The organism is Pseudonocardia endophytica (assembly GCF_004339565.1).
Lineage (GTDB): Bacteria > Actinomycetota > Actinomycetes > Mycobacteriales > Pseudonocardiaceae > Pseudonocardia > Pseudonocardia endophytica.
This window is the reverse complement of record NZ_SMFZ01000001.1, coordinates 2305304-2326763: the sequence shown is the minus strand read 5'-3', so window position 1 is coordinate 2326763 and position 21460 is coordinate 2305304. Positions and strand designations below refer to the sequence as shown.

Below are 21460 nucleotides of genomic sequence, written 5' to 3'. Positions count from 1 at the left end.
ACACCCCTCGCGACAGTTAGGCAGCACATCGCCATGGCGACTCCGACCATCACCCGTCCCCGGCTGACCATCAACGGCCGCGGTGTCGACGGCGCGGGAACGCTCCCGGTGATCGACCCCTCGACCGGGGAGTCGTTCATCGAGGTTCCGGCCGCCTCGGCGGCGCAGCTCGACGAGGCCGTCGCTGCGGCGAACGCCGCGTTCCCGTCCTGGCGGGACACGCCGCTGCAGCGGCGGCAGGACGCGGTCCGCGACATCGCGGAGGTCATCAGGGCCAACATCGACGAGCTCGCGAACCTCGTCACGCTGGAGCAGGGCAAGCCGCTGGGCAACGCGCGCGGCGAGATCGGCGCGAGCCTGCGTCAGGTCGACTTCTTCGGCCAGTCCACGCTCGAGCCCGAGATCATCAAGGACGACGAGACGGGGCGCGTCGAAGTACGACGGGTGCCGATCGGCGTCGTGGGTGGCATCACCGTCTGGAACTACCCGATCCTCGCCGCGATGTTCAAGATCGTTCCGGCGCTGGTCGCCGGCAACGTCGTGATCATCAAGCCGTCGCCGTACACGCCGGTCGCGACGCTGCGGCTCGGTGAGCTCCTCCAGGAGGTGCTTCCGCCCGGCGTCGTTCAGGTCGTCTCCGGTACCGACGAGCTCGGCCCGGCCCTGACCGGCCACCCGGGTGTCCACAAGATCTCCTTCACCGGCTCGGTCCCCACCGGCAAGCACGTCATGGCGTCCTCGGCGGGCACACTCAAGCGCGTCACCCTCGAGCTCGGCGGCAACGACGCGGGCATCGTGCTCGACGACGCCGACCCGGCCGTCGTCGGCAAGGACCTGTTCTGGGCGGCGTTCTCCAACTCCGGCCAGGTCTGCGCCGCACTGAAGCGCCTCTACGTCCCGGAGTCGAAGTTCGACGCGATCTGCGACGCGCTCGCCGCCGAGGCGGCGACGGTCGTGGTCGGCCCCGGGCTCCAGGAGGGCGTCAACGCCGGCCCGGTTCAGAACAAGCCGCAGCTCGACCGCGTGCGGGAGCTCACCGACGACGCGATCGCACAGGGCGGGGACGCGTTCTTCCGCGGCGAGGTGCCGGACGGACCCGGCTACTGGTTCCCGACCACGCTGATCCGCGGGGTCGCCGAGGGGACCCGCCTGGTCGACGAGGAGCCCTTCGGGCCGGTCGTGCCGATCCTGACCTACCGCGACCTCGACGACGCCGTCGCCCGCGCGAACAACACCGACTACGGCCTGGGTGCCTCGGTCTGGTCGCCGGACCTGGACCGCGCGGCCGCCGTCGCGGAGCGGCTCGACGCAGGCTCGGTGTGGGTGAACCAGCACCCGGTCGTCACGGCCACGGTGCCGTTCGGCGGTGCGAAGCAGTCCGGAATCGGCGTGGAGGGGTCGATCCACGGCCTGCACGCGTACACCAACATCAAGGTCCTGAGCATCAGGCGATGAGCTGAGATGGCCTGCGGCCGCAGCAACCGAGCGTCACCGATGCGAGGAGGACGTCGATGTCCGACCCTGACCGCACCCATCGTTCACTCGATCTGCTCTTCGTGATCGACCCGCTCGGCGGGCTCGACGCGGCACACGACACGAGCGTCGCGCTGATGGAGTCCGCGCAGGCCCGCGGCCACCGCGTTCTCACGACGACGATGACCGACCTCGAGGTCGAGGACGGCCGTGCGCGCGCCCTGTGCACACCGATCGACGTCGAGCCGGCCGAGCTGCACGACGGTCACTGGACGGCTCGTCCGGACTGGTTCGCGGCGGGGACCCCGGAGCGGATCGTTCTCGACGACACCGACGCCGTGTTCGTCCGGACCGACCCTCCGTTCGATGGTCGCTACCTGCGAGGCACCTACCTGCTCGACTTCGTCGACACGAGCCGGTGTCTCGTGGTCAACAACCCGGCGGGCCTGCGCCACGCCAACGAGAAGCTCTTCGCGCTGCGCTGGCCCGACCTGGGCCCGGACACGCTCGTCACCGCCGACAAGGCCGCGATCGTTCGGGCCACGGAGCGGTGGGGCACGGCGGTGATCAAGCCGACCGACGGCATGGCCGGGCGCGGGATCATGTTGCTGCGTGCCGACGATCCCAATCTCGCCTCGATCATCGAGGCGTCCACGGGCCGCGGCCGCGACCACGTCGTCGTCCAGCGGTTTCTCGACCGTTCCGGCGAGGGGGACCGCCGCGTCATCGTGCTGGACGGCGAGCCGATCGGCGCTGTTCGCCGCGTCGCATCCGGACGGGAGTTCCGCTGCAACATGGCCGCCGGTGCGACGGTGGCCGTGGACACGGTGACGCCCCGCGACAAGGAGATCTGCAGCCGGCTCGCACCGGCGCTCGCCGAGAACGGCCTCGCGTTCGTCGGGATCGACGTGATCGGTGACCACCTCACCGAGATCAACGTGACCAGCCCGACCGGTGTCCGTGAGATCGACGCCTTCGCCGGCACCCGCCTCGGCGACGCCGTCATCGCCTGGGTCGAGAGCAGGGTCCCCGCCGACGTGTCCGCCTACGGGCATGCCTATCGCTAAATATTTTAGCCCTGTGCTAATCTTGCTGTAAGGCACTTCACACGAGAAGCAGACCCTCTCGTACGCACGAGTGGTCATCGACGACTACGGCGTCAGGACGACGTCGCCCGAGTACCCGGGAGCTCTGACCGTGGACAAGCGAATCGGCATCATCGGCGCAGGCACCGCGGGACTGCACCTCGGCCTGTACCTGTTGCAGCACGGGGTCGACGTGACGATCCTCAGCGACCGCGACCCGGACGCCATCCGGAACGGGCAGCTGCCGAACACGGTGGCCCACCACGCCGTCACCATCCGGCGCGAGCAGCAGCTCGGCATCGACCACTGGGGGGTCGACGACCACGGCTACGTCGGCCACGAGTACTTCGTGGGCGGGCCGGAGCCGCTGCGCTTCCGGGGCGACTACCACTCGCCGAGCCGGGCCGTCGACTACCGGATCTACCACCCCCGTCTGATGGAGGACTTCGTCGAGCGTGGGGGCCGGATCGAGTACGGCCAGATCGTCCACGACGACGTCCCGGCTCTGGGGGCCCGCTTCGACCTGCTCGCGGTGGGGACCGGCAAGGGCCCGTTCGGGCAGATGTTCGGACGGCTGCCCACCGACTCGCCGTTCGACCGTCCGCAGCGGGCACTCTGCGTCGGTGTCTTCCAGGGCGTCGAGCAGCTCGATCCACGGTCGGTGGTCTGGTCGGCGTCGCCCGGTGCGGGCGAGATGATCGAGATCCCGTTCCTCACCTTCGGCGGCATGGCGACGGCCCTGGTGTTCGAGAACCACATCGGCGGAGACCTCGAGGTGCTGTCCCGGACCACGTACGACGACGACCCGGCGGCGTTCCGGGCCCGGATCCTCGACGCGCTCCGCACCCACTACCCGTTGACCGCCGAGCGGGTCGACCCCTCCGCGTTCGACCTCCCCCACGGCTCTCGCGACCTCGTGCAGGGCGGCGTGACTCCGTCGGTTCGCCGTTCGCACATCGTGCTCGACGACGGCACGCTGGCCGTGTCGCTGGGGGACGTGAAGGCGACGGTCGACCCCGTGCTCGGCCAGGGGGGCAACGTGGCGTCCCACGCAGCGTGGGTGCTCGGTGAGGAGATCGTCGCCCAGGACATCTTCGATGCACGCTTCGTCGAACAGGTCGAGCGCAAGCGCGACGACCGTGTCCTGGCCGCGACACGGTGGACCAACTTCATGCTCGAAGGCCTGCGGACGATGCCTGCCGAGTTCCGGGAGGCGCTCCGCACGATCGCCGAGAGCCCTCAGCTCGCCGACGAGTTCACCGACGGCTTCAACTACCCCGAACAGCAGTGGGACCGTTTCGCCACCCCGGAGCGCACGGCCGCCTGGCTGAGTCGTGGTGCTCGGGTCGCCGCCTCCGTCTGAGCGCGCACCCCACGTCGACACCTCCCGACCACCACGAGCACCGAGGTAGAACGCAGATGCTGACCATGGACGCTCAGAAGCAGTTCCGCCGCAACGTCGGCCTGTTCGCGACCGGGGTCGCCGTGATCAGTTGCGTCGATCCCGACGTCGACTGCACGGACTTCGGCTACACCGTTCACGGCGCGACCGTGAACAGCTTCACCTCCGTCAGCGTCAAGCCGCCGACCGTGATGGTCTCTCTGATGGCAGGGCGGGCGCATCGGTTCATCACCGGCGCCGGGCACTTCGGGGCGAGCGTGCTGGCCCACGACCAGGAGCACGTGTCGAACAACTTCGCCGGGAAGCCCGCCGACGTGCCTCCTCGGTTCACGGTCCGCGACCGGGTGCCGACCCTCGAACACTGCCTGGCCTGGTTCGAGTGCGAGGTCATCCAGCGCTTCGAGGTCCACGACCACACCGTCTTCGTGGCCCGCGTGCTGACCTGCGGAAGCAACGACGGCTCCCCCCTGATGTTCTTCGGGAGCCGGTACCACCAGCCACAGATCAAGCACGTCGGCTGAGACCCTGTTCGGGGATCGGCGACGGGTGTGGCGGACCGGGGTCGGGAGCGGCCCGGAACGTCCGTCTCGGAGCGAGACCGCCGACACACCGCAGATCCTCCACACGCTAAGAGGTTCAGCGCTACGTTATCGTTGTGAGGTGCCCCGTCCGGGGGCCCGGGCGAAAGGGGTCACGCCGTCGTGTCAGCCGCCGCGGAGGATGCCGCCGCCCCGCTGCCGAAGGGGCACAGCGAGGGTGACTCCATCGACCGGGTCGAGGCCGACTGGCGACGCGAGCGACCGGACATCGACGTATCGTCCATGGGCGTCGTCAGCCGGATCTGGCGGATCGGTCGCCACCTGGAGCAGCTTCGCAAGGCGCAGCTGAACGAGTTCGAGAGCGACCGCGGGACCATCGACGTGCTGGGAATGCTCCGCCGTGCCGGGCCGCCCTACCGTCGGTCGGCCGGGGAGCTGACGCAGTCCTCGCTGATCACTGCAGGTGGTGTCTCACAGCGGCTCGACAAGCTCGAGCGTGCCGGTCTCATCACCAGACACGTCGATACCTCCGACCGGCGCCGGGTCGACGTCGAGCTGACGAAGGCAGGGGTCGAGTTGGTCGACGCCCTCCTCGCCGGCTTGATGGACCACGACACCAAGGTCCTCGAACAGGCCCTCACACCGACCGAACAGCGGCGGCTCACCACGCTGCTGCGCAAGGTCCTCGTCACGCTCGAGCCGTCCGACTCGAGCGGCTGAACCGAGGCGGGCCCCACGCGCGATCGCGGTGTCGGCGCGAGCTACTTCGCCATGCAGCCGCCGTCGACGATCAGCAGCTGGCCCGTCATGTAGTCGGACGCTGACGATGCGAGGAACAGGGCGGGGCCTCGGATCTCGCTCGCCTCGGCGACCCGGCCCATCGGGGTGAAGCCGGTGACGGCGGAGACGAAGTCCGGATCGTCGTAGGCGCCGCCGGCCAGCCGGGTCCGGTAGAAGCCGGGGCACAGTGCGTTGACCTGGATGCCGGCAGTGGCGTACTCGAGTCCGAGCTCTCGCGTCAGGTTGACCACGGCACCCTTGGCGGCGCTGTAGGCGGGGATGGGGAACACGCTCGATGATCCGGTGGTGCCCCACATCGAGGCGATGTTGATGATCTTTCCGCTGCCCTGCGCGACCATGACCTCGAGTGCGTGCTTGGCGCTGTAGAAGACGCCGTGGAGGTCGACGTCGATGACCTGGTGCCAGTCCCGGGTCTGGAACTGGTGTACCGGTGCCGGGTTGGCGTCGGCGATTCCGGCGTTCGCGAAGAGGACGTCGAGCCGGCCGAGTGTCGAGGTCGTGCGCGCGACCATCCCCTGGACCTGCTGCTCGTCGGCGACGTCGCAGGTGATCGCGACCGAGCGGCGTCCGAGCTTCTCCACGCGGGCAGCGGTGTCCGCCGCGGCGTCGGCGTCGACGTCGGCGCAGGCGACGTCCGCGCCGGCATCGGCGAGGACCTCGGCGAACTCGATCCCGAGTCCGGAGCCGGCGCCGGTGACGAGTCCGACCTGCCCGGTGAGGTCGAACGGGGCTGGGTACGACATGGGGGAGACCTCCGATGGTTCGAGTCGGGGCGTGGTGAAGGGCGCCATCCGGGTCTCTTCGCTGACCGAGTGGCAGTCTGACAACAGTGGGTGAGCGTGGCCACGGTCTGGATCGTCGTCAAGGGAGTCGCTCCTCGCGATGCAGGAGTTCTCTCCTGTTGTCGCAGCTCAGAGGCAGATAAAGTTCTACAGAAGAGTTGCGATACACGGGAGCGACGTAGGGTATTGACCCTCATGGGTGCCGCTCCTACAGTGAGCCCATTCACAACCTGATGTCAGACGTCAGGTCACACGTTCCGGTTGGAGTCGACCGTGATCACTGTCCTGGGCTCGCGCGGGAGGGCGCGGCGGTTGCCCCCGTCGCGCCCTCCCGCGTCGGCTCGGCGCGATGATTCGCGGCCGAGAAGGCCGGCGCCGCGGTCGATCCGTACCCGTGGTGGCCGGCTGCGGAGGGAGGGCCGTGTGACGACGGATGAGTTCGGCTACACCTTCGAGTCGATCGGCGTCGGGCGTGGTTTCGAGAAGATCGTCTCGACGCTGCGCGGCGCGATCGTCCGGGGCGACCTGCCGACCGGCTACCGGCTGCCGTCGGAGCCGGAGCTGGCGACCCAGCTCGGGGTGTCGCGGCCGATGCTGCGTGAGGCGCTCAAGGCGCTGGAGGTGTCGGGGTATCTCGAGGTTCGTCGCGGGTACGGCGGGGGTCGGTTCGTCGCCGCACCAGAGGCCGAGGAGTTCGTCTCGATCAAGGCCGCGCCGCTGTCCACGTTGGATGTCGAGCCGCGGCATGTGATGGACGTGCGGCTGGCGATCGAGCCGATGGCCGCGCGGCTCGCAGCGGCCGCGCACGACTCGATGGACCTCGGACGGGCGCTGCGCAAACTCGGAACCGCGGGGACCAGGCCCGCGCGGGTGGTGGACGCGCTGGTCCAGTACCACCTGGCGCTCGTCGAGTCCTCGGAGAACCCGGTGTTCGTCGCCGTCTACGACAGCCTGCGGGGTCCGATCGCGATGAGCCTCGGCCAGCGTGTGGGAGACCCGGCATGGTGCGCGGCGTCGCGTGAGCGGCTGACCCACCTGATGCGACTGGTCGACGACGGCGAGGTCGGCGCCGCGGAGCGCGCCGTGCGCCGCTACCTGCTCGAGTACCAGGACGACCGCGGCGAGACCGAGGAGGCCCGGTGAGCGCCGGCCGCCCGGACGGGCGCTACTTCAACCCGGCCGTCGAGACGATGGACCGCGCGTCGCTGCGCGCGCTGCAGCTCGAACGTCTCCGGGAGCAGTTGCGGTGGGTGGCGGAGAACTCCCGCTTCTACGCCGAGATGTGGGCGGCGTCCGGGTTCGACCCGAGTGCGGTCACCTCCCTGGAGACGTTCGCGGCGCCGTTCACGACGAAGGAGCAGCTGCGTACCAGCCAGCTGGAGGCCCCGCCGCTGGGAGCTCACGCGGCCGTCGACATGACCGAGGTCGTCCGGATCCACGCGTCCAGCGGGACGACGGGCCGGCCCAGCTACGTCGGTATCACGGCACGTGACCTCGAGGACTGGACCGAGGTCGTCGCCCGCGTCCTCTACTGCGAGGGCATGCGCCCGGACGACGTCGTCATCCACGCGTTCGGGCTCGGGTTCTTCGTCGGTGGCCTTCCGCTCAAGGACGCCACGGAGCGGATCGGCGCGACGTTCGTGCCGATCGGTACGTCGGCCACGGACCGGGTCGTGCAGAGCATCCGCGACCTGGGCGCGACGACGTTGATGTGTACTCCGTCCTACGCCACCTACCTGGCCGAGTACTGCCGCAACCGGCTCGACATGGAACCGCGCGAGCTCGGCCTGACCAAGTTGCTCGTCGGCGCGGAGCCGGGTGGCTCGATCCCTGCCGTCCGGACACGGCTGGAAGCCGACTACGGCGCGACGGTGTCCGACGGTATGGGCAACGCCGACGTGTTCCCGATCTATCTGGCCAGCTGCCCGGAGCAGGACGGCCTGCACCTGTGCGCCGAGGACCAGTTGCTCGTCGAGCTGGTCGATCCGGACTCCGACCGCATCATCGAATGGTCGGACGGGGTCGAGGGCGAGCTGCTGGTGACCCATCTGCGGCGTGAGTGCGTGCCGCTGGTCCGGTTCCGGGTTCGCGACCGGGTCCTGGTGGACAGCAGCCCCTGCGGATGCGGGCGCACGAGCCCGCGACTGCTGTGCGCGGGAAGGACCGACGACCTCCTGTTCGTGGCCGGCGTGAACGTGTGGCCGAGCGCGGTGAAGGACGTCGTCGCCTCGATGGAGCCGCGCACCACCGGAGCGATGCAGATCGTCGTGCCCGACGCCGGCCCGGTCATCCGGCCGCCGATGCGGGTGCAGGTCGAGTACGGGCCCGACGAGGAGGACCTCGACGGGCTGCGCGACGACGTCGAGCGCGCGCTTCGCGAGAAGTTGATCGTCAAGGCGGCAGTGGAGCTCGTGCCTCCGAACGCCCTGCCCCGCTGGGAGATGAAGGCCCAGCTCGTCCGTCGGCGCCGCTAGACCCGTCCAGGTCCTGCACCCGAACCCGCGCCGGAGAGCAACCATCAAGGGAGATGAGCAGGTGACGCCGTGCTGAACATCGACATCGATACCGGCGGGACCATGACCGACGGTCTGGTCAGTGGTGACGCGCCACGGATCGGATTCAGCGGCGTGTTCTCGGTCAAGGTCGAGACCACCCCGCACGACGTGACGATCTCCTTCCTGGAGGTCCTCGAGGCCGCCCGTGCGCACGTCGGCGCCGCCGGCCTGCGGGACCTGCTCGACGACGTCGCGCTGATCCGCTGGTCGTCGACCATCACGTCGAACGTCCTGGCGCAGAAGACCGGGCCCAAGTTGGGCCTGCTGGTCAGCGCGGGTCACGAGGGCGACCTCTACACGAGCGCCGACGAGGCGTCGACGGTTCTCGGGCCGCTGATCGCCCCGGAGAACATCACCGGCATCTCCGACGACGCGTCCGACGACGAGGTCCGCACGGCGGTCAAGGGCCTGTTCGACAACGGCATCCGGCGCATCAACATCTCGCTGAAGGGCGCGTTCGAGGACAACTCGCGCGAGCGCAAGGTCGTCGCGATGATCGACGCCCAGTACCCGGACCACTTCCTGGGCTCGATCCCGGCGCTGCCCGCCTCGGAGATCCTGCTGCGTCCCGACGACTCGACCCGCACGTTCGTCTCGCTGATCAACGCCTACGTGCACCCGTCGCTGGCAACGACGCTGTACAAGGCCGAGGAGGTGCTGAAGCAGGAGCACTCCTGGCGCGGCAACGTGCTGGTCGGCCACATCAACGGCGGTGTCGCGCGGATCGGCAAGACCACCGCGTTCGACACGATCGAGTCCGGCCCGCTGTTCGGGACGCACGCCTCCGCGGCGCAGGCCACCGCAGGTGGCGACGCCAAGGTGCTGGCCCTGGACGTCGGCGGCACCACCGCGAAGGTCTCCGCCGTCGAGGACGGGCGGGTCGTCGACCGGGACGAGGGCAACCTGTTCGGCATTCCGGTGCGGACGAACCTGCCACTGCTGCGCTCGATCGCGCTGGGCGGCGGGTCCGTGGCCCGTGCCGCGGACGGGACGGTCACACTCGGCCCGGACTCGATGGGTGCCGCGCCGGGCCCGGCCTGCTACGGCCTCGGCGGGCGCAACGCCACCGTGACCGACGCCTTCGTGCTGCTCGGCTACCTCGCGCCGGACGCGTTCCTGGACGGACGCCGCACGCTCGACGTCGACGCGGCCGAGGACGCGATCGAGCGCGCCGTCGGCACTCCGCTCGGGATCCCGGCCGAGGACGCGGCCCGCCGGATCGTCGACACGGCCTACGACATGGTGGCCGAGCTCGCCCGCGAGACGGCGGCCGAGATGGGATGGACTCAGCTCGATGGCGCCGCCTCGCAGGCTCCGGGCGACCTCGCCGACACTGCGATCTATGCGTTCGGCGGCAACGGGCCGCTGTTCGCCACCGGAGTGGCCGACCGGCTCGGGGCCCGCTCGGCTCGGCTGTTCGGGTTCGGGCATGTGCTGTCGGCCTACGGTTCGGCGATCTCGGACGTGGTCCATGTCTACGAGTCCGCGGTGAACTCCGACGACGCCGCACGCGACGCCGGTCGCACGCTGGCCGAGGAGGCCCGCCGGGATCTCGCCGGCGAGGGCTTCGACGCGGACAGGGCCGAGCTGCACTACGAGGTCCGCTACTCCGACGGCGGCCGGTCCACCTCGGAGGGGTCGGTCGACGGGGCGCTGGCGTCCGGTACCCCGAGCCTGGTCCGCCTGACCGCCAGCTACACGCTGCCCAGCCTCCAGCAGGCGAGTGTCGCCACGGGCGGGTCGGGTTCTGTGGGCGAGCGGGGCGGGATCCCCACCCACACCTGGAGCGGCGCGGCCGGGTCGTCGGTGACCGGGCCGGCCCTGATCGACGGCGGCAGTTTCACCTGGCTGGCCGGCCCCGGCTGGCAGCTCGACGTCGACGCCCGCGGAGACGCCGTGGCGAGGAAGGGATAGCCCGATGAGCACCACGAAGCTCCACATCGCCGAGTACCTGGACCTGGACGTCGGCGCGGAGCGCTGGCTCTGCCACACCTGCGGCCACGACATCGGCGACGCGCGGGACAACTACAAGAAGGGTCTGCTCATCCACGAGCGCGACCCGGGCGAGGTGCACCCGCCGCTGATGGAGGGCGAGTTCACGTTCTCCCCGAATCCGGAGTGGATCCGGATCATCGAGTTCTACTGCCCGGGCTGCGGTCAGCAGACCGAGACCGAGTACCTCCCGCCGGGACACCCGATCACCCACGACACGGAGATCGACCTCGACAGCCTCAAGCGCAAGCTCGGCGACGGGGCACTGCGCATCGACGAGCACGGAAAGCTGGAGGTGACGGCGTGAAGGCCATCGACATCGATGTGGGCGGCACGTTCACGGACCTGGTCCTGACCTGGGACGACCAGCGGATCACGGCGAAGGCGCCGACCACCCCGTACGACCTGTCGGTCGGGTTCCTCGACGTGCTCACCGACGGTGCCGAGCAGATGGGCCGCTCGGTCGACGAGCTGCTGCCGGAGATCGAGCTCGTGCGGTACTCGACGACCGTCGCGATGAACCGGCTGATCGAGCGCAAGGGCCCGCGCCTCGGCCTGCTGACCACCGAGGGCCACGAGGACGCGATCCTGATCGGCCGCGGCGCGCAGTGGACCGACGGCACACGGATCTCGGAACGACGCAACGTCGCCGTGCAGAACAAGCCTGCGCCGCTGATCACCCGCGACATGATCGCCGGGGTGCGCGAGCGGGTGGACTCGTTCGGCACGGTCCTGCGCCCGCTGGACGAGGAGGACGTGCGGCGCAAGCTGCGCAAGCTCGTCGACGGCGGCGCCCGGGCGATCGCGGTGTCGCTGCTGTGGAGCTTCGTCAACCCGGCCCACGAGAAGCGGATCCGGGAGATCATCCGCGAGGAGTACAAGGGCTACCACGTCGGTTACCTGCCGGTCGTGCTGTCCCACGAGGTCGTCGGCAAGGTCGGCGAGTACGAGCGGACCATGACCGCCGTCCTGGACGCCTACCTCCAGTCCTCGATCAAGGCCGAGATGGAGGCGACCTGGGACCAGCTGCGCGAGCACGGCTACCGGGGCAGCTTCCTGCTCACCCACAACTCCGGCGGCTCCGCGGAGATCTTCAAGACCACCGCCTCGCGCACCTACAACGGCGGCCCGATCGCCGGCCTGATGGGTAGCTTCCACATCGGACAGTCGCTCGGGTTCAAGAACGTGATCGCCTCCGACGTCGGTGGCACGAGCTTCGACCTCGGCATGGTCGTCGACGCGAGCGTGCGGTCCTACGAGTTCCGGCCGATCATCGACCGCTGGATGGTCGGGATCTCGATGCTGCAGGCGACCACGATGGGTGCGGGCGGCGGGTCGATCGCGTGGATCAACGACCTGCTCGGCGGGCGGCTCGAGGTCGGGCCGCGCAGTGCGGGCTCGTACCCGGGCCCGGTCTGCTACGACCTGGGTGGGACCGAGCCGACGACGACCGACGCGGACGTCGTGCTCGGCTACATCTCGCCGGACGGCTACTTCAACGGCCGGATGCCGCTGAACCGCGACAAGGCCGTGCAGGCGATCGAGACGAAGATCGCGAAGCCGCTCGGGGTGAGCGTCGACGAGGCGGCCGCGCTGATCCGGCGGATCATCGAGCAGAACATGGCCTCGGCGATCAAGCGCGAGGTGCACCTGCGCGGCTACCACCCCGAGGACTTCGTCCTGTTCGCCTTCGGCGGCGGTGGCCCGACGCACGTCGCCGGCTACGGCGCCGACGTCCCGACCTCGGTGATCTTCCCGCAGGCGCCGGTGTTCTCCGCGCTGGGCAGCTCGGTCATGGACATCATGCACGTCTACGAGCAGTCCAGGCGGATCCTGTTCCTCAACGGCATGACCCAGCAGCTCATCGACGACTACGAGGCCTACAACGCCCCCGTCCGCGAGATGGTGGCCCAGGGGAGGGCCGACCTCCTCTCCGAGGGTCTCGACCCGGACACCGCGGTCTGGACCGTGGAGCTGGACATGCTCTACGGCGGGCAGGTGCAGGTGAAGCGCGTGTCGTCGCCGCTCCTCGAGATCGGATCCGTGGAGGATGCCCAGGCCGTCTACGACGCCTTCGAGAAGGAGTACTCCGAGGCGTTCAGCCCGCACGTGGTCAACAAGCCGGGTGGCGCCTACATCGAGGGCATCGTCGTGAAGGCCACCGTCCCGACCGAGAAGCTGGAACTGCCGGTGCACGAGCTCGGGTCGGCCGACCCGTCGGCGGCGCGGGTCGGCAGCCGGGAGGCCTACTGGGCGGAGACCGGCAAGCGTGCGGACTCGCCCGTCTACGCGTTCGGGCAGCTGACGCCCGGCAACCGCGTCGACGGCCCGGCACTGGTCGAGGCCGAGTTCACCACGATCGTCGTTCCGCCAGGCAAGAGCCTCACGATCGACGAGCACGGGCTGGGTCTGCTGCAGGACAGCGAACACGCAGGCGACAACGTTCCCGCGGCGGCCCTGGAAGGAGCCTCGGCATGAGCTACCCGACGCTGGAGGAGAAGCTCGCGGCGCTGAAGGTCAGCGAGCCCACCGACTACGAGCTGTCCTGTTTGGACGAGGTCGGTACCGGTCGGTACGAGATCGGCGTGCAGCGCACCGCGGACATCCTCGACGAGGGCTACGAGGTGTTCATGCGCTCGTCCCGGTCGCAGATGGGCGTCGCGGGCGACTCGATCGTCGCGATCTTCAACGCCCAGGGCGACCTGGTGAACGCCTCGGCGGGCACCTACCTGCACGCGGTGATCCCGCCGATCGTCATCAAGTTCATCCTGAAGCGGTTCGCCGAGAACCCTGGCATCGCCGACGGCGACATCTGGTACACCAACGACGCGCTCTACGGCGGGATCCACAACCCCGACCAGGTGGCGATGATGCCGGTCTTCTTCCGCGGCGAGCTCGTCGCCTGGACCGCGGCGCTGTCGCACACCACGGAGACCGGGGCGTGCGAGCCCGGCGGCATGCCGGTGTCGGCGAAGTCCCGTTTCGACGAGGGCATGAACCTGCCGCCGATGAAGATCGGGCACAACCACGTCCTGCGCGACGACGTGATCGAGATGTTCGCCGCGTTCGGGCTGCGGTCCGAGACCTCGGTGACGGTCGACCTGCGGGCCCGCTGCACCACCGCCGACCGCGTCCGCGTCCGCCTGCTCGAGATGTTCGAGCGGGAGGGCAAGGACTTCGTCACCGGCCTGTTCCGCAAGATGCTGCAGGAGGCCGAGCAGGGCGCCCGGACCCGGCTGTCCTCCTGGCCGGACGGCACCTATCGGTGCGCGACGTTCTCCGACGCCGCCGGTACCGAGCACGGCCTGATGCGCAACTGCTTCATGACGATGACCAAGCGGGACGACACGCTGCAGGTCGACTTCGCCGGTACCAGCCCGGAGAACGGGTCGTCCTACAACGCGCACCCGCAGGCCGTGATCGGGCACATGGCCAACTACATCTACGAGTACGTGTTCCACGACCTGCCGATCTCCTCGGCCACGTTCCAGCCGATCGACTTCCTGTTCCCGGAGAACTCGATGCTCTCCCCGGCGCCGAACGCGGCCACCAGCTGCGCGGTCATGGCGGCCACCGGGGCGATGAGCGCGATCGCGAACTGCGTCGGGCGGGCCCGGTTCGGGACGGTCGAGTGGCGGCAGGTGTCGGCGTCACTGGGCAACGGCGGGAACGCCTCCGTGCTGGCGGGCGTGTCGCAGTGGGGGATGCCGTTCGCGGACATGCTCGCCTACACGATCAACACCGAGGGCTCCGGCGGGCGCTCCACACAGGACGGCATCAACGCCTACGGCTTTCCGTGGTGTGCGTTCGGGCGAGCGCCGGACGTGGAGAACATGGAGAACGAGCTGCCCATGCTCGTGCCGTTCTCCCAGCACTGGGAGGACTCCGGCGGCGCCGGGAAGTACCGCGGGGGCGTCGGCACGGCGCAGCTGTGGGTGGCTCACCACGCGCCGTTCGTGATCTTCATGTCGATCGCGGACAACTCGATCGTGCAGACGCCGCAGCCACTGTTCGGTGGGTACTCGCAGTGCACCTGCCCCGGCTTGTCCATGGAGGACGTGGACATCCCGGAGCTGCTGCGTGCCGGCAACGAGGGCACGCTCGATCTGGCCAGCCTGCTGGAGGGCAAGTACGGCGGGCGGATCGTGTCCGAGACCTACGCCCGCACCGCGCGTCCCGTGATGGGCGACCAGGTGATCACGCTCGGGATCTCGACCGGCGGTACCGGTTACGGCGACCCGATCGACCGCGAGCCCGCCTCGGTCGAGCGTGACCTCACCGACGGGATGATCTCCGAGTGGGCCGCCGCCAACGTCTACGCGGTCAGGTTCGACGAGCAGACCGGCCGGGTCGACGAGGAGGCGACCGCCGCGTTCCGCAGCGAGGCTCGTGAGCAGCGCAAGGCCCGCGGCAAGACCTGGGACGACTTCCACGCGACGTGGAACGACCGCAAGCCGCCGGAGGAGATCCTCGGCCTCTACGGCTCGTGGCCGGACGCCCAGGTCGTCAACCCGCTCATGCGGATGTGACGGGATGAACCTGCCCGCACGCCAGCGCGCGCAGGCGATCGCGGGGCGGCGGGGCGGCGGGCACACGCTGGCCGTCCCGCTCGCCCCCCGCCTGGCCGCGAAGATCGCCGAACGCCCGTGGGACGCGTTCCTCACCGACCCCACCCAGCTCGCCAACGGGCTCGGGGACCTGATCGACGCCGTCCGTCCGGACGGGGTGCCGGTCACGTTGCCGACCGTTCTCGCCGAGGACGACGCGGGGATCCGCCGCGAGACGGCGCTCGAGGCGACCCGACGGCTCCGTACCACCGTGCGCGACGAGTCGGTGCTGATCGCGGTCCTCGACGGGACGACGTCGACCGTGCTCGACGACGTGACGGCGTTCCTGGACGCAGGCGTGGACGGAGTCGTCCTCGAGGGGGACACGCCGGCCGACGTCGCCAGGACGATCGGCAACGTGACCCGTTTCCACCGGGCCATGGCCCATGCCATGGGCGCCGGCGCATCCGGCCTGCCCGGCGCCGAACTCGTCCCGCTCGACGTACCCGCACCGAAGACCGGCCTCGTGCTGACCGACGGCGAGGTTCCGGCCGACAGCAGCATCCCCACCGTGCAGGACTGGGTGGCCGCCGTGCGCGGGTGAGCCCGCGCCGTCCGTCCCAGGGGTGACACCTGGGAGCCCGCCTCGCGGGCCGGGCACCGGGCGTCGTCCTGCCCGCACGCCGTGAACCACACCGAGGGAGTCCCGTGCAGTACCCCGACGTCGCCGTCCCGCTCGGACACGCCTGGTCCTCGCCGTTCGTGAAGTGGCAGGGCTCGCTGGCCGAGATCTCCAGTCTCGACCTGGCCGTGGCGGTCACCAGCCGCGCGCTGGCCGACCGCGGCGTCGACCCCGCCGGGCTCGACGGCATCGTGCTGGGCTGGACGGTGCCCCAGCCCGAGGTGTTCTACGGCGCACCCACCGTCGCGGCCCGGATCGGCGCACCCCGGATCTCCGGCCCGATGGTGAGCCAGGCCTGTGCCACGAGCGTCGCGGCGGTGCACGCGGCCGCCGGAGCGGTGACCGGCGGAGCCGGACCCCAACTCGTCGTGACCACGGATCGCACCTCGAACGGGCCTTCGCTGTCCTGGCCCGCCCCGTCCCGTCAGGGTGGCGCGCCGATCACCGAACACTGGGTCCTGGACAGCTTCGCGCGCGACCCGTGGGCAGACGCGTCGATGATCGCGGCCGGTGAGGCCGTCGCGACCGAGATCGCCGCCACCCGCTCCGAGATCGACGAGCTCACCGCGCTGCGCTGGCAGCAGTACACCACCGCACTCGACGACGACCGGGCGTTCCAACGCCGCTACATGGTGCCCGTCGAGATCCCCGGGAAGCGCTCGACACTCACGGTCGAGGCCGACGAAGGCGTCCGGCCCAAGGAACTCACCTCGATCGCGAAGCTGGGCGCCGCCACGCCGGACGGCGTCCACACGTTCGCCTCCCAGACGCACCCGGCCGACGGGTGCGCCGGCGCGATCGTCACCACCGCCGTCCGGGCGCGCGAGCTCGCCGGCGGCGAGGGCATCGTGCGCGTCCTCGCGTCCGGCTTCGCGCGCGTCGACACGAGCCGGATGCCGAAAGCGCCGGTCCCGGCAGCGCTGTCCGCGTTGTCGGACGCCGGCCGTGCCGTCCGCGACGTCGCCGCCGTGACCACCCACAACCCGTTCGCGGTGAACGATCTCTACCTCGCGCGGGAGACCGGGATCGCGACCGACGCGATGAACGCCCACGGCTGCAGCCTCGTGTTCGGCCACCCGCAGGGCCCGACCGGACTGCGGTCGATCGCCGAGCTCATCGAGACACTCCGCCTGCGTGGCGGTGGGCTCGGGCTGTTCACCGGCTGCGCCGCCGGCGACACCGGCGCCGCGCTCGTACTCGAGGTGACCGAGTGACGAGCCCGAGCCCACCGATCACGAGCCCCACGTTCGCCCCACCACAGATCGCCGCCGAGCACCACGACGACGGCACGATCATCCTGAGCTCGACGACCACCGTCGGGCCACACCACGACCACCTGGCCCACACGCTGCGCGCGCACGCCGAGCGCATCCCCGACACCGTTCTGCTGAGCGTCCCCGACGGGCGACAGCGCCGGGAGCTGACCTACGGGCAGGCCCGGGAACAGGCTGACAGCGCCGGGCAACGGCTGCTCGACCTCGGCGCCGGACCGGCGCGACCGGTCATGCTGCTGTCCGGCAACGGGCGAGAACACCTGGTCCTGACCCTCGCCTGTTACACCGCAGGCATCCCCGCGGTGCCGGTCAGCGTCGCGTACTCGTTGTCCTCCGCCGACCATCATCAACTACGGGCCATGGTCGAGCTGGTGCGCCCTGGCGTGGTGTTCGCCGACGACGGCGACGCCTACGGCCCCGCGATCGACGCGGTCCTCGACGCCGCGGCCGAGACCCCCACGATCGTCACGGCGCGGCGGCCGTTCCGGGTGGGACCCACCTTCGGCGAACTGGTCGCGACCGTGCCCGGCCCGGAGCTCGGCCGGGCCTACGCCGGCCTCTCCGGCGACACGATCGCGAAGATCCTCTTCACGTCGGGATCGACCGGGGTCCCGAAGGGCGTGCTCACCACGCAACGGATGCTGAGCAGCAACCAGCAGATGATGCGCCAGGTCTGGCCGTTCCTGGCCGAGGAACCGCCCGTACTCGTGGACTGGCTGCCGTGGAGCCACACGTTCGGCGGCAGCCACAACGTGAACATGGTCCTGACCAACGGCGGCACGCTGCACATCGACGCGGGCCGACCCGCCCCCGGCCTGTTCGAGCACACGGTCGACGCCCTTCGCACGATCGCGCCGACCGTGTACGTCAACGTGCCCGCCGGCTACGCGATGCTCGTGCCCTACCTGGAACGGGACGCCGCCTTCGCCCGGCAGTTCTTCTCCCGGCTCCGCCTGCTGTTCTACGCGGCCGCGGCCCTCCCGCAGACGCTGTGGGACCGCCTGGAACGCCTGGTCGAGCGGCACGCACCGCGCCCTGTCCCGTTCACCTCCTCCTGGGGCACCACGGAAACCGCGCCCGCCGCCACGTCGGCGCACTGGACCGGTGCACGATGTGGCTGCATCGGCGTCCCCCTGCCCGGGGTCACGCTCAAACTCGTACCCGACAGCGGGAAGCGCGAGATCCGAATCGCCGGACCGACCATCACTCCCGGCTACCTCGACCGCCCGGACGCCACCGCGGTCGCATTCGACGAGGACGGGTTCTACCGCACAGGGGACGCCGTCGTGTTCGTCGACGAGAACGACCCCAACCAGGGACTGATGTTCGACGGCCGGATCGCCGAGGACTTCAAGCTCGCCACCGGCACGTGGGTCAGCGTCGCCACCGTCCGCGGAAACCTGATCTCGGCCGCGAGGGTGCTGACCGACGCGGTCATCGCCGGGCACGACCGGTCCGAGGTCACCGCGCTCGCCTGGGTGAACCAGGCCGAGGCACGCGCCCTGTGCGACACCGACAACGACGTCCCGATCGACCACCCGGTCCTGCGCGCGCATCTCGAACGGGTCCTCGCCGACCTCGCCACCCACGCCGGCTCGGCCGGCCGTATCGAACGACTCCTGCTCTGCTCCGAACCGCCCGACCTCGACGCCGGCGAGATCACCGACAAGGGCTACATCAACCAGCGAGTCGTTCTCGAACGCCGTTCCTCCGACGTCGAGGACCTCTACGCAGGCGAAGCGGGCCCGCGCGTCATCCACCGCGACGCGGTGCGCCGATGACGATGGCGTGGCGGCGTCGGAGCTTGTCCGCCGGCGTCGTCAACGCGTGGATCAGTACTGCACGTGCGTGACCGGCGCCCCGTCCTCGTGCAGCGCCGGTCGGTAGTGCTCGGCGAACAGCGTGGCCACCAGCTCTCCCCGGCTGGCGACGCCGACCTTGCCGAAGACCGCCTTGAGGTGATCGCGCACGGTGTGTGTGGACAGGTGCAGGCCCGCGGCGATCTCCGGGTTCGACAACCCGCGGGCCACCGCCTGGGTGATCTGCTGCTCGCGGGGCGTCAGGCGGTAGGCCTCGACGACGATCGGCGCGATCTGCGCCGACTTCGCCGGTTCGACGACCACCGCCACGGGACCGGGCTCACCGGCGGGAGTGCGCAGGCACGACGCGTGCACGGCCAGCCAGCGCCCGGACGCCGAGCACAGCCGGGCGGACGCGGGCCCGTGGTCGCGCCCTGTGGCCACCGAGTGGGCCCTGGCCAGGACGGCGGTGACGATGGCGAGCTGCGGCGGCAGCTCGTCCCCGTTCCAGCCGGGGCCGGCCAGCTCGGTGAACCAGTGGTCGGCCTGCTCGTCGAACGAGCACACGGTCCCGGCGGCGTCGAACAGCGCGGTGCCGGGCCCGTCGACGTCGTGCGCCGCGACCGGAGCCGGCTCGGTCAGCGCCCGGGCCCGCAGCGCGGCCGCCAACGCCGGCCCCACGCTCGCGACGAGGTCGACCTCGCGTTCGGAGAAGGGCTCACGGCCGCGCTCACGGAACGCATCGAGCACACCCCAGACGCCGTTGCCCAGCCGGAACACCGCGCGTAGCTCGTCGCCGTAGCCCTGCGGGGCGAGGAACTCCCGGTAGCGGGCGCTGCGGGCGGGATGGCCGTCCGTCGCGGTGAACAAGGTATCCGCACCGCGGGAGCCGCGGGCCAGGTCGCGGAACAACAGCGAGTCCTCGACCAGGAACTCGCGGTCCCAGTAGGACTCGCAGTGCCCGGACTCGACGTTCTCGATGCGCACCGGGCAGGTCGCCAACGTCGTCACCGGGTCGGTGGCGAACCAGCACGCCCCGTCGAAGGGCACCATCCGGCGCAGCCGGCGGGAGACGGAGGCGAACAGCTCGGTGCTCTCACCCGGCGCGGCGCAGCTCGCGACGAGCGCCTCCACCTGACGTGCGGTGGTCGCGGTGACCGCCATCGGAGCCGTCCCTCCCCCGGTCGCGGGCCGCACCCACCGGTGCGCCCGTGCCGATGGTCGGGCCTGGCCACCGCGCGGACAACCCCCCGGCTGTAGGGGGTCACCGCCGCCGGGACCGGCGTCGAGGGGGATGGGAACGCCACCGCCGCGCCGCCACCGTCAGGTTCGGCCCCGACACCGCCGGCCACGTCGTCGGAACCGCGGCCACCTCCGAGGCCCCGCTCGACGCAGCCCCGACCCGACACCGACACCCGTGAGGGGAACTCCATGACGACCGAGCAGGACGATCCGGCCGTGACGCCGGTGCCGCTGATGCAGCTGGCGACCGGGTTCTGGGCGTTCAAGACGCTCGCGGCCGCGCACGAGCTCGATCTGTTCACCCGCCTGTCCGGAACCGGCGGGACGACGATCGCAGAGCTTGCCGGGACGCTCGGTATCGACGAACGGCCGGCGGAGATGCTGCTCACCGCGTGTGCCGCTCTCGGCCTGCTCGAGAAGGACGGCGCCGCCTACGTCTGCAGCGCGCTCGCCGACGAGTATCTGGTCCGCGGGAAGCCCTACTACTTCGGCGGCTTCGTCCAGATGCTCGACAAGCGTCTCTATCCCGGGTGGGGGAGGTTGACCGACGCCATCCGTACGAACCGTCCGACGACCTGGGACCCGGACCGGCAGGACTCGCTGTTCGACGGCGAGGACCCGGACCTGCTGGCGGTCTTCTGGGAGGCGATGCACTCGCTGTCCACGTTCACCGCGCGCTCGCTCGGTGGCGCCGTGGACCTGAGCGCGTTCGGCAGGGTGCTCGATGTCGGCGGCGGCTCCGGTGCGTACGACATCGAGCTGTGTCGCCTGTACCCGAACCTGCGCGCGACGGTCTACGACCTCCCGTTCGTCGCCGACATCGCGGCGCGGAAGATCGAGGACGCCGCCCTCGCGGAGCGGATCGACACCGTCGGCGGCGACTTCTTCGCCGATGCCGCGTTCCCGCCGGGCCACGACGTCGTCCTTCTCTCGATGATCATGCACGACTGGAACGAGGAGCGGGACCGCACGATCCTCGCCAAGTGCTGGGAGGCGCTGCCACGCGGCGGCGTCGTGATCATCAGCGAGTTGCTCGTGAACGACGAGAGATCGGGACCCTCGCCGGCGGCGCTCATGAGCCTCAACATGCTGATCGAGACCGAGGGCCGCAACTACACGCCGTCCGAATACGGCCGATGGCTTCACGATCTGGGCTTCCGCGACATCCGCACCGTCTGGTTCGAGGCGCCGGGCGCGAACGGTGCCGTGATCGGTCGCAAGCCCTGACGCCACGAGGAGCCGACGGCGCCGGCGTGAGCCGCTGACCCCGTCGCACCCGTGCTCGAT

General features: G+C 70.4%; 17 protein-coding genes. 15 read left to right on the top strand and 2 right to left on the bottom strand.

All coding sequences use genetic code 11. From position 1 onward, the window contains the following. The first annotated feature begins 33 nt into the window (after positions 1 to 33). From EV378_RS10420 to EV378_RS10400, 5 genes are all read left to right on the top strand, one after another. Positions 34 to 1455: an aldehyde dehydrogenase family protein gene (locus EV378_RS10420; protein WP_132423245.1), complete on the top strand. Its 1422-nt coding sequence runs from the start codon at positions 34 to 36 to the stop codon at positions 1453 to 1455. 56 nt (positions 1456 to 1511) lie between these two features. Beyond that, a complete protein-coding gene (gene gshB, locus EV378_RS10415; RefSeq protein WP_132423242.1) occupies positions 1512 to 2540 on the top strand; it encodes a glutathione synthase in 1029 nt (342 codons plus the stop codon). 130 nt (positions 2541 to 2670) lie between these two features. Continuing rightward, on the top strand, positions 2671 to 3921 hold the full coding sequence (gene styA / locus EV378_RS10410) for a styrene monooxygenase subunit StyA (RefSeq protein ID WP_132423239.1): 1251 nt from the start codon (positions 2671 to 2673) through the stop codon (positions 3919 to 3921). A gap of 56 nt (positions 3922 to 3977) precedes the next feature. Then, positions 3978 to 4481, top strand: a complete 504-nt coding sequence (gene styB / locus EV378_RS10405) for a styrene monooxygenase NADH-dependent flavin reductase subunit StyB (RefSeq protein WP_132423236.1) — start codon at positions 3978 to 3980, stop codon at positions 4479 to 4481. A 300-nt stretch (positions 4482 to 4781) separates the two neighbouring features. Continuing rightward, positions 4782 to 5219, top strand: a complete 438-nt coding sequence (locus EV378_RS10400; protein ID WP_132423233.1) for a MarR family winged helix-turn-helix transcriptional regulator — start codon at positions 4782 to 4784, stop codon at positions 5217 to 5219. 41 nt (positions 5220 to 5260) lie between these two features. Here EV378_RS10400 and EV378_RS10395 read toward each other — a convergent pair whose 3' ends face one another. Further along, positions 5261 to 6043, bottom strand: a complete 783-nt coding sequence (locus EV378_RS10395; protein WP_165922228.1) for an SDR family NAD(P)-dependent oxidoreductase — start codon at positions 6041 to 6043, stop codon at positions 5261 to 5263. A gap of 462 nt (positions 6044 to 6505) precedes the next feature. Between EV378_RS10395 and EV378_RS10390 the strand changes: the two genes are divergently transcribed. From EV378_RS10390 to EV378_RS10350, 9 genes are all read left to right on the top strand, one after another. Beyond that, positions 6506 to 7225 (top strand): FadR/GntR family transcriptional regulator, encoded by a 720-nt coding sequence (locus tag EV378_RS10390; protein ID WP_165922227.1) that lies wholly within the window; start codon positions 6506 to 6508, stop codon positions 7223 to 7225. Continuing rightward, the gene (locus EV378_RS10385) at positions 7222 to 8556 is read left to right on the top strand and encodes a phenylacetate--CoA ligase family protein (RefSeq protein WP_243653376.1); all 1335 of its coding nucleotides are present in this window, start codon (positions 7222 to 7224) and stop codon (positions 8554 to 8556) included. The genes EV378_RS10390 and EV378_RS10385 overlap by 4 nt, the downstream gene beginning before the upstream one ends. A 69-nt stretch (positions 8557 to 8625) precedes the next feature. Then, positions 8626 to 10551, top strand: a complete 1926-nt coding sequence (locus EV378_RS10380; RefSeq protein WP_132423224.1) for a hydantoinase/oxoprolinase family protein — start codon at positions 8626 to 8628, stop codon at positions 10549 to 10551. Positions 10552 to 10555: 4 nt separating this feature from the next. Further along, positions 10556 to 10936: an acetone carboxylase subunit gamma gene (locus EV378_RS10375; RefSeq protein ID WP_132423221.1), complete on the top strand. Its 381-nt coding sequence runs from the start codon at positions 10556 to 10558 to the stop codon at positions 10934 to 10936. After that, on the top strand, positions 10933 to 13107 hold the full coding sequence (locus tag EV378_RS10370; protein WP_132423218.1) for a hydantoinase/oxoprolinase family protein: 2175 nt from the start codon (positions 10933 to 10935) through the stop codon (positions 13105 to 13107). The genes EV378_RS10375 and EV378_RS10370 overlap by 4 nt, the downstream gene beginning before the upstream one ends. Further along, positions 13104 to 15158 carry a hydantoinase B/oxoprolinase family protein gene (locus tag EV378_RS10365; protein ID WP_132423215.1) on the top strand — a complete coding sequence of 685 codons (2055 nt, stop codon included), beginning with the start codon at positions 13104 to 13106 and terminating at the stop codon, positions 15156 to 15158. The genes EV378_RS10370 and EV378_RS10365 overlap by 4 nt, the downstream gene beginning before the upstream one ends. Before the next feature lie 4 nt (positions 15159 to 15162). Then, on the top strand, positions 15163 to 15780 hold the full coding sequence (locus tag EV378_RS10360) for a hypothetical protein (protein ID WP_132423212.1): 618 nt from the start codon (positions 15163 to 15165) through the stop codon (positions 15778 to 15780). A 104-nt stretch (positions 15781 to 15884) separates the two neighbouring features. Continuing rightward, positions 15885 to 17072, top strand: coding sequence for a thiolase family protein (locus EV378_RS10355; RefSeq protein ID WP_132423209.1), 1188 nt, complete (start codon positions 15885 to 15887; stop codon positions 17070 to 17072). Continuing rightward, positions 17069 to 18913: a feruloyl-CoA synthase gene (locus EV378_RS10350; RefSeq protein ID WP_165922226.1), complete on the top strand. Its 1845-nt coding sequence runs from the start codon at positions 17069 to 17071 to the stop codon at positions 18911 to 18913. The genes EV378_RS10355 and EV378_RS10350 overlap by 4 nt, the downstream gene beginning before the upstream one ends. A 51-nt stretch (positions 18914 to 18964) precedes the next feature. Here the strand turns inward: EV378_RS10350 and EV378_RS10345 are convergent, their stop codons facing one another. Next, positions 18965 to 20095: a helix-turn-helix transcriptional regulator gene (locus EV378_RS10345; RefSeq protein WP_132423203.1), complete on the bottom strand. Its 1131-nt coding sequence runs from the start codon at positions 20093 to 20095 to the stop codon at positions 18965 to 18967. A gap of 267 nt (positions 20096 to 20362) precedes the next feature. Here EV378_RS10345 and EV378_RS10340 point away from each other — a divergent pair, with 267 nt between their 5' ends. Beyond that, positions 20363 to 21400, top strand: a complete 1038-nt coding sequence (locus EV378_RS10340; RefSeq protein WP_132423200.1) for a methyltransferase — start codon at positions 20363 to 20365, stop codon at positions 21398 to 21400. The last annotated feature ends 60 nt before the right edge of the window (positions 21401 to 21460 follow it).

Excerpts from the sequence above, each read along its gene's own strand:
- EV378_RS10420 (WP_132423245.1), top strand. The coding sequence starts at position 34 with ATGGCGACTCCGACCATCACCCGTCCCCGGCTGACCATCAACGGCCGC.
- gshB (WP_132423242.1), top strand. The coding sequence starts at position 1,512 with ATGTCCGACCCTGACCGCACCCATCGTTCACTCGATCTGCTCTTCGTG.
- styB (WP_132423236.1), top strand. The coding sequence starts at position 3,978 with ATGCTGACCATGGACGCTCAGAAGCAGTTCCGCCGCAACGTCGGCCTG.
- EV378_RS10400 (WP_132423233.1), top strand. The coding sequence starts at position 4,782 with ATGGGCGTCGTCAGCCGGATCTGGCGGATCGGTCGCCACCTGGAGCAG.
- EV378_RS10395 (WP_165922228.1), bottom strand. The coding sequence starts at position 6,043 with ATGTCGTACCCAGCCCCGTTCGACCTCACCGGGCAGGTCGGACTCGTC.
- EV378_RS10375 (WP_132423221.1), top strand. The coding sequence starts at position 10,556 with ATGAGCACCACGAAGCTCCACATCGCCGAGTACCTGGACCTGGACGTC.
- EV378_RS10365 (WP_132423215.1), top strand. The coding sequence starts at position 13,104 with ATGAGCTACCCGACGCTGGAGGAGAAGCTCGCGGCGCTGAAGGTCAGC.
- EV378_RS10360 (WP_132423212.1), top strand. The coding sequence starts at position 15,163 with ATGAACCTGCCCGCACGCCAGCGCGCGCAGGCGATCGCGGGGCGGCGG.
- EV378_RS10345 (WP_132423203.1), bottom strand. The coding sequence starts at position 20,095 with ATGGCGGTCACCGCGACCACCGCACGTCAGGTGGAGGCGCTCGTCGCG.
- EV378_RS10340 (WP_132423200.1), top strand. The coding sequence starts at position 20,363 with ATGACGACCGAGCAGGACGATCCGGCCGTGACGCCGGTGCCGCTGATG.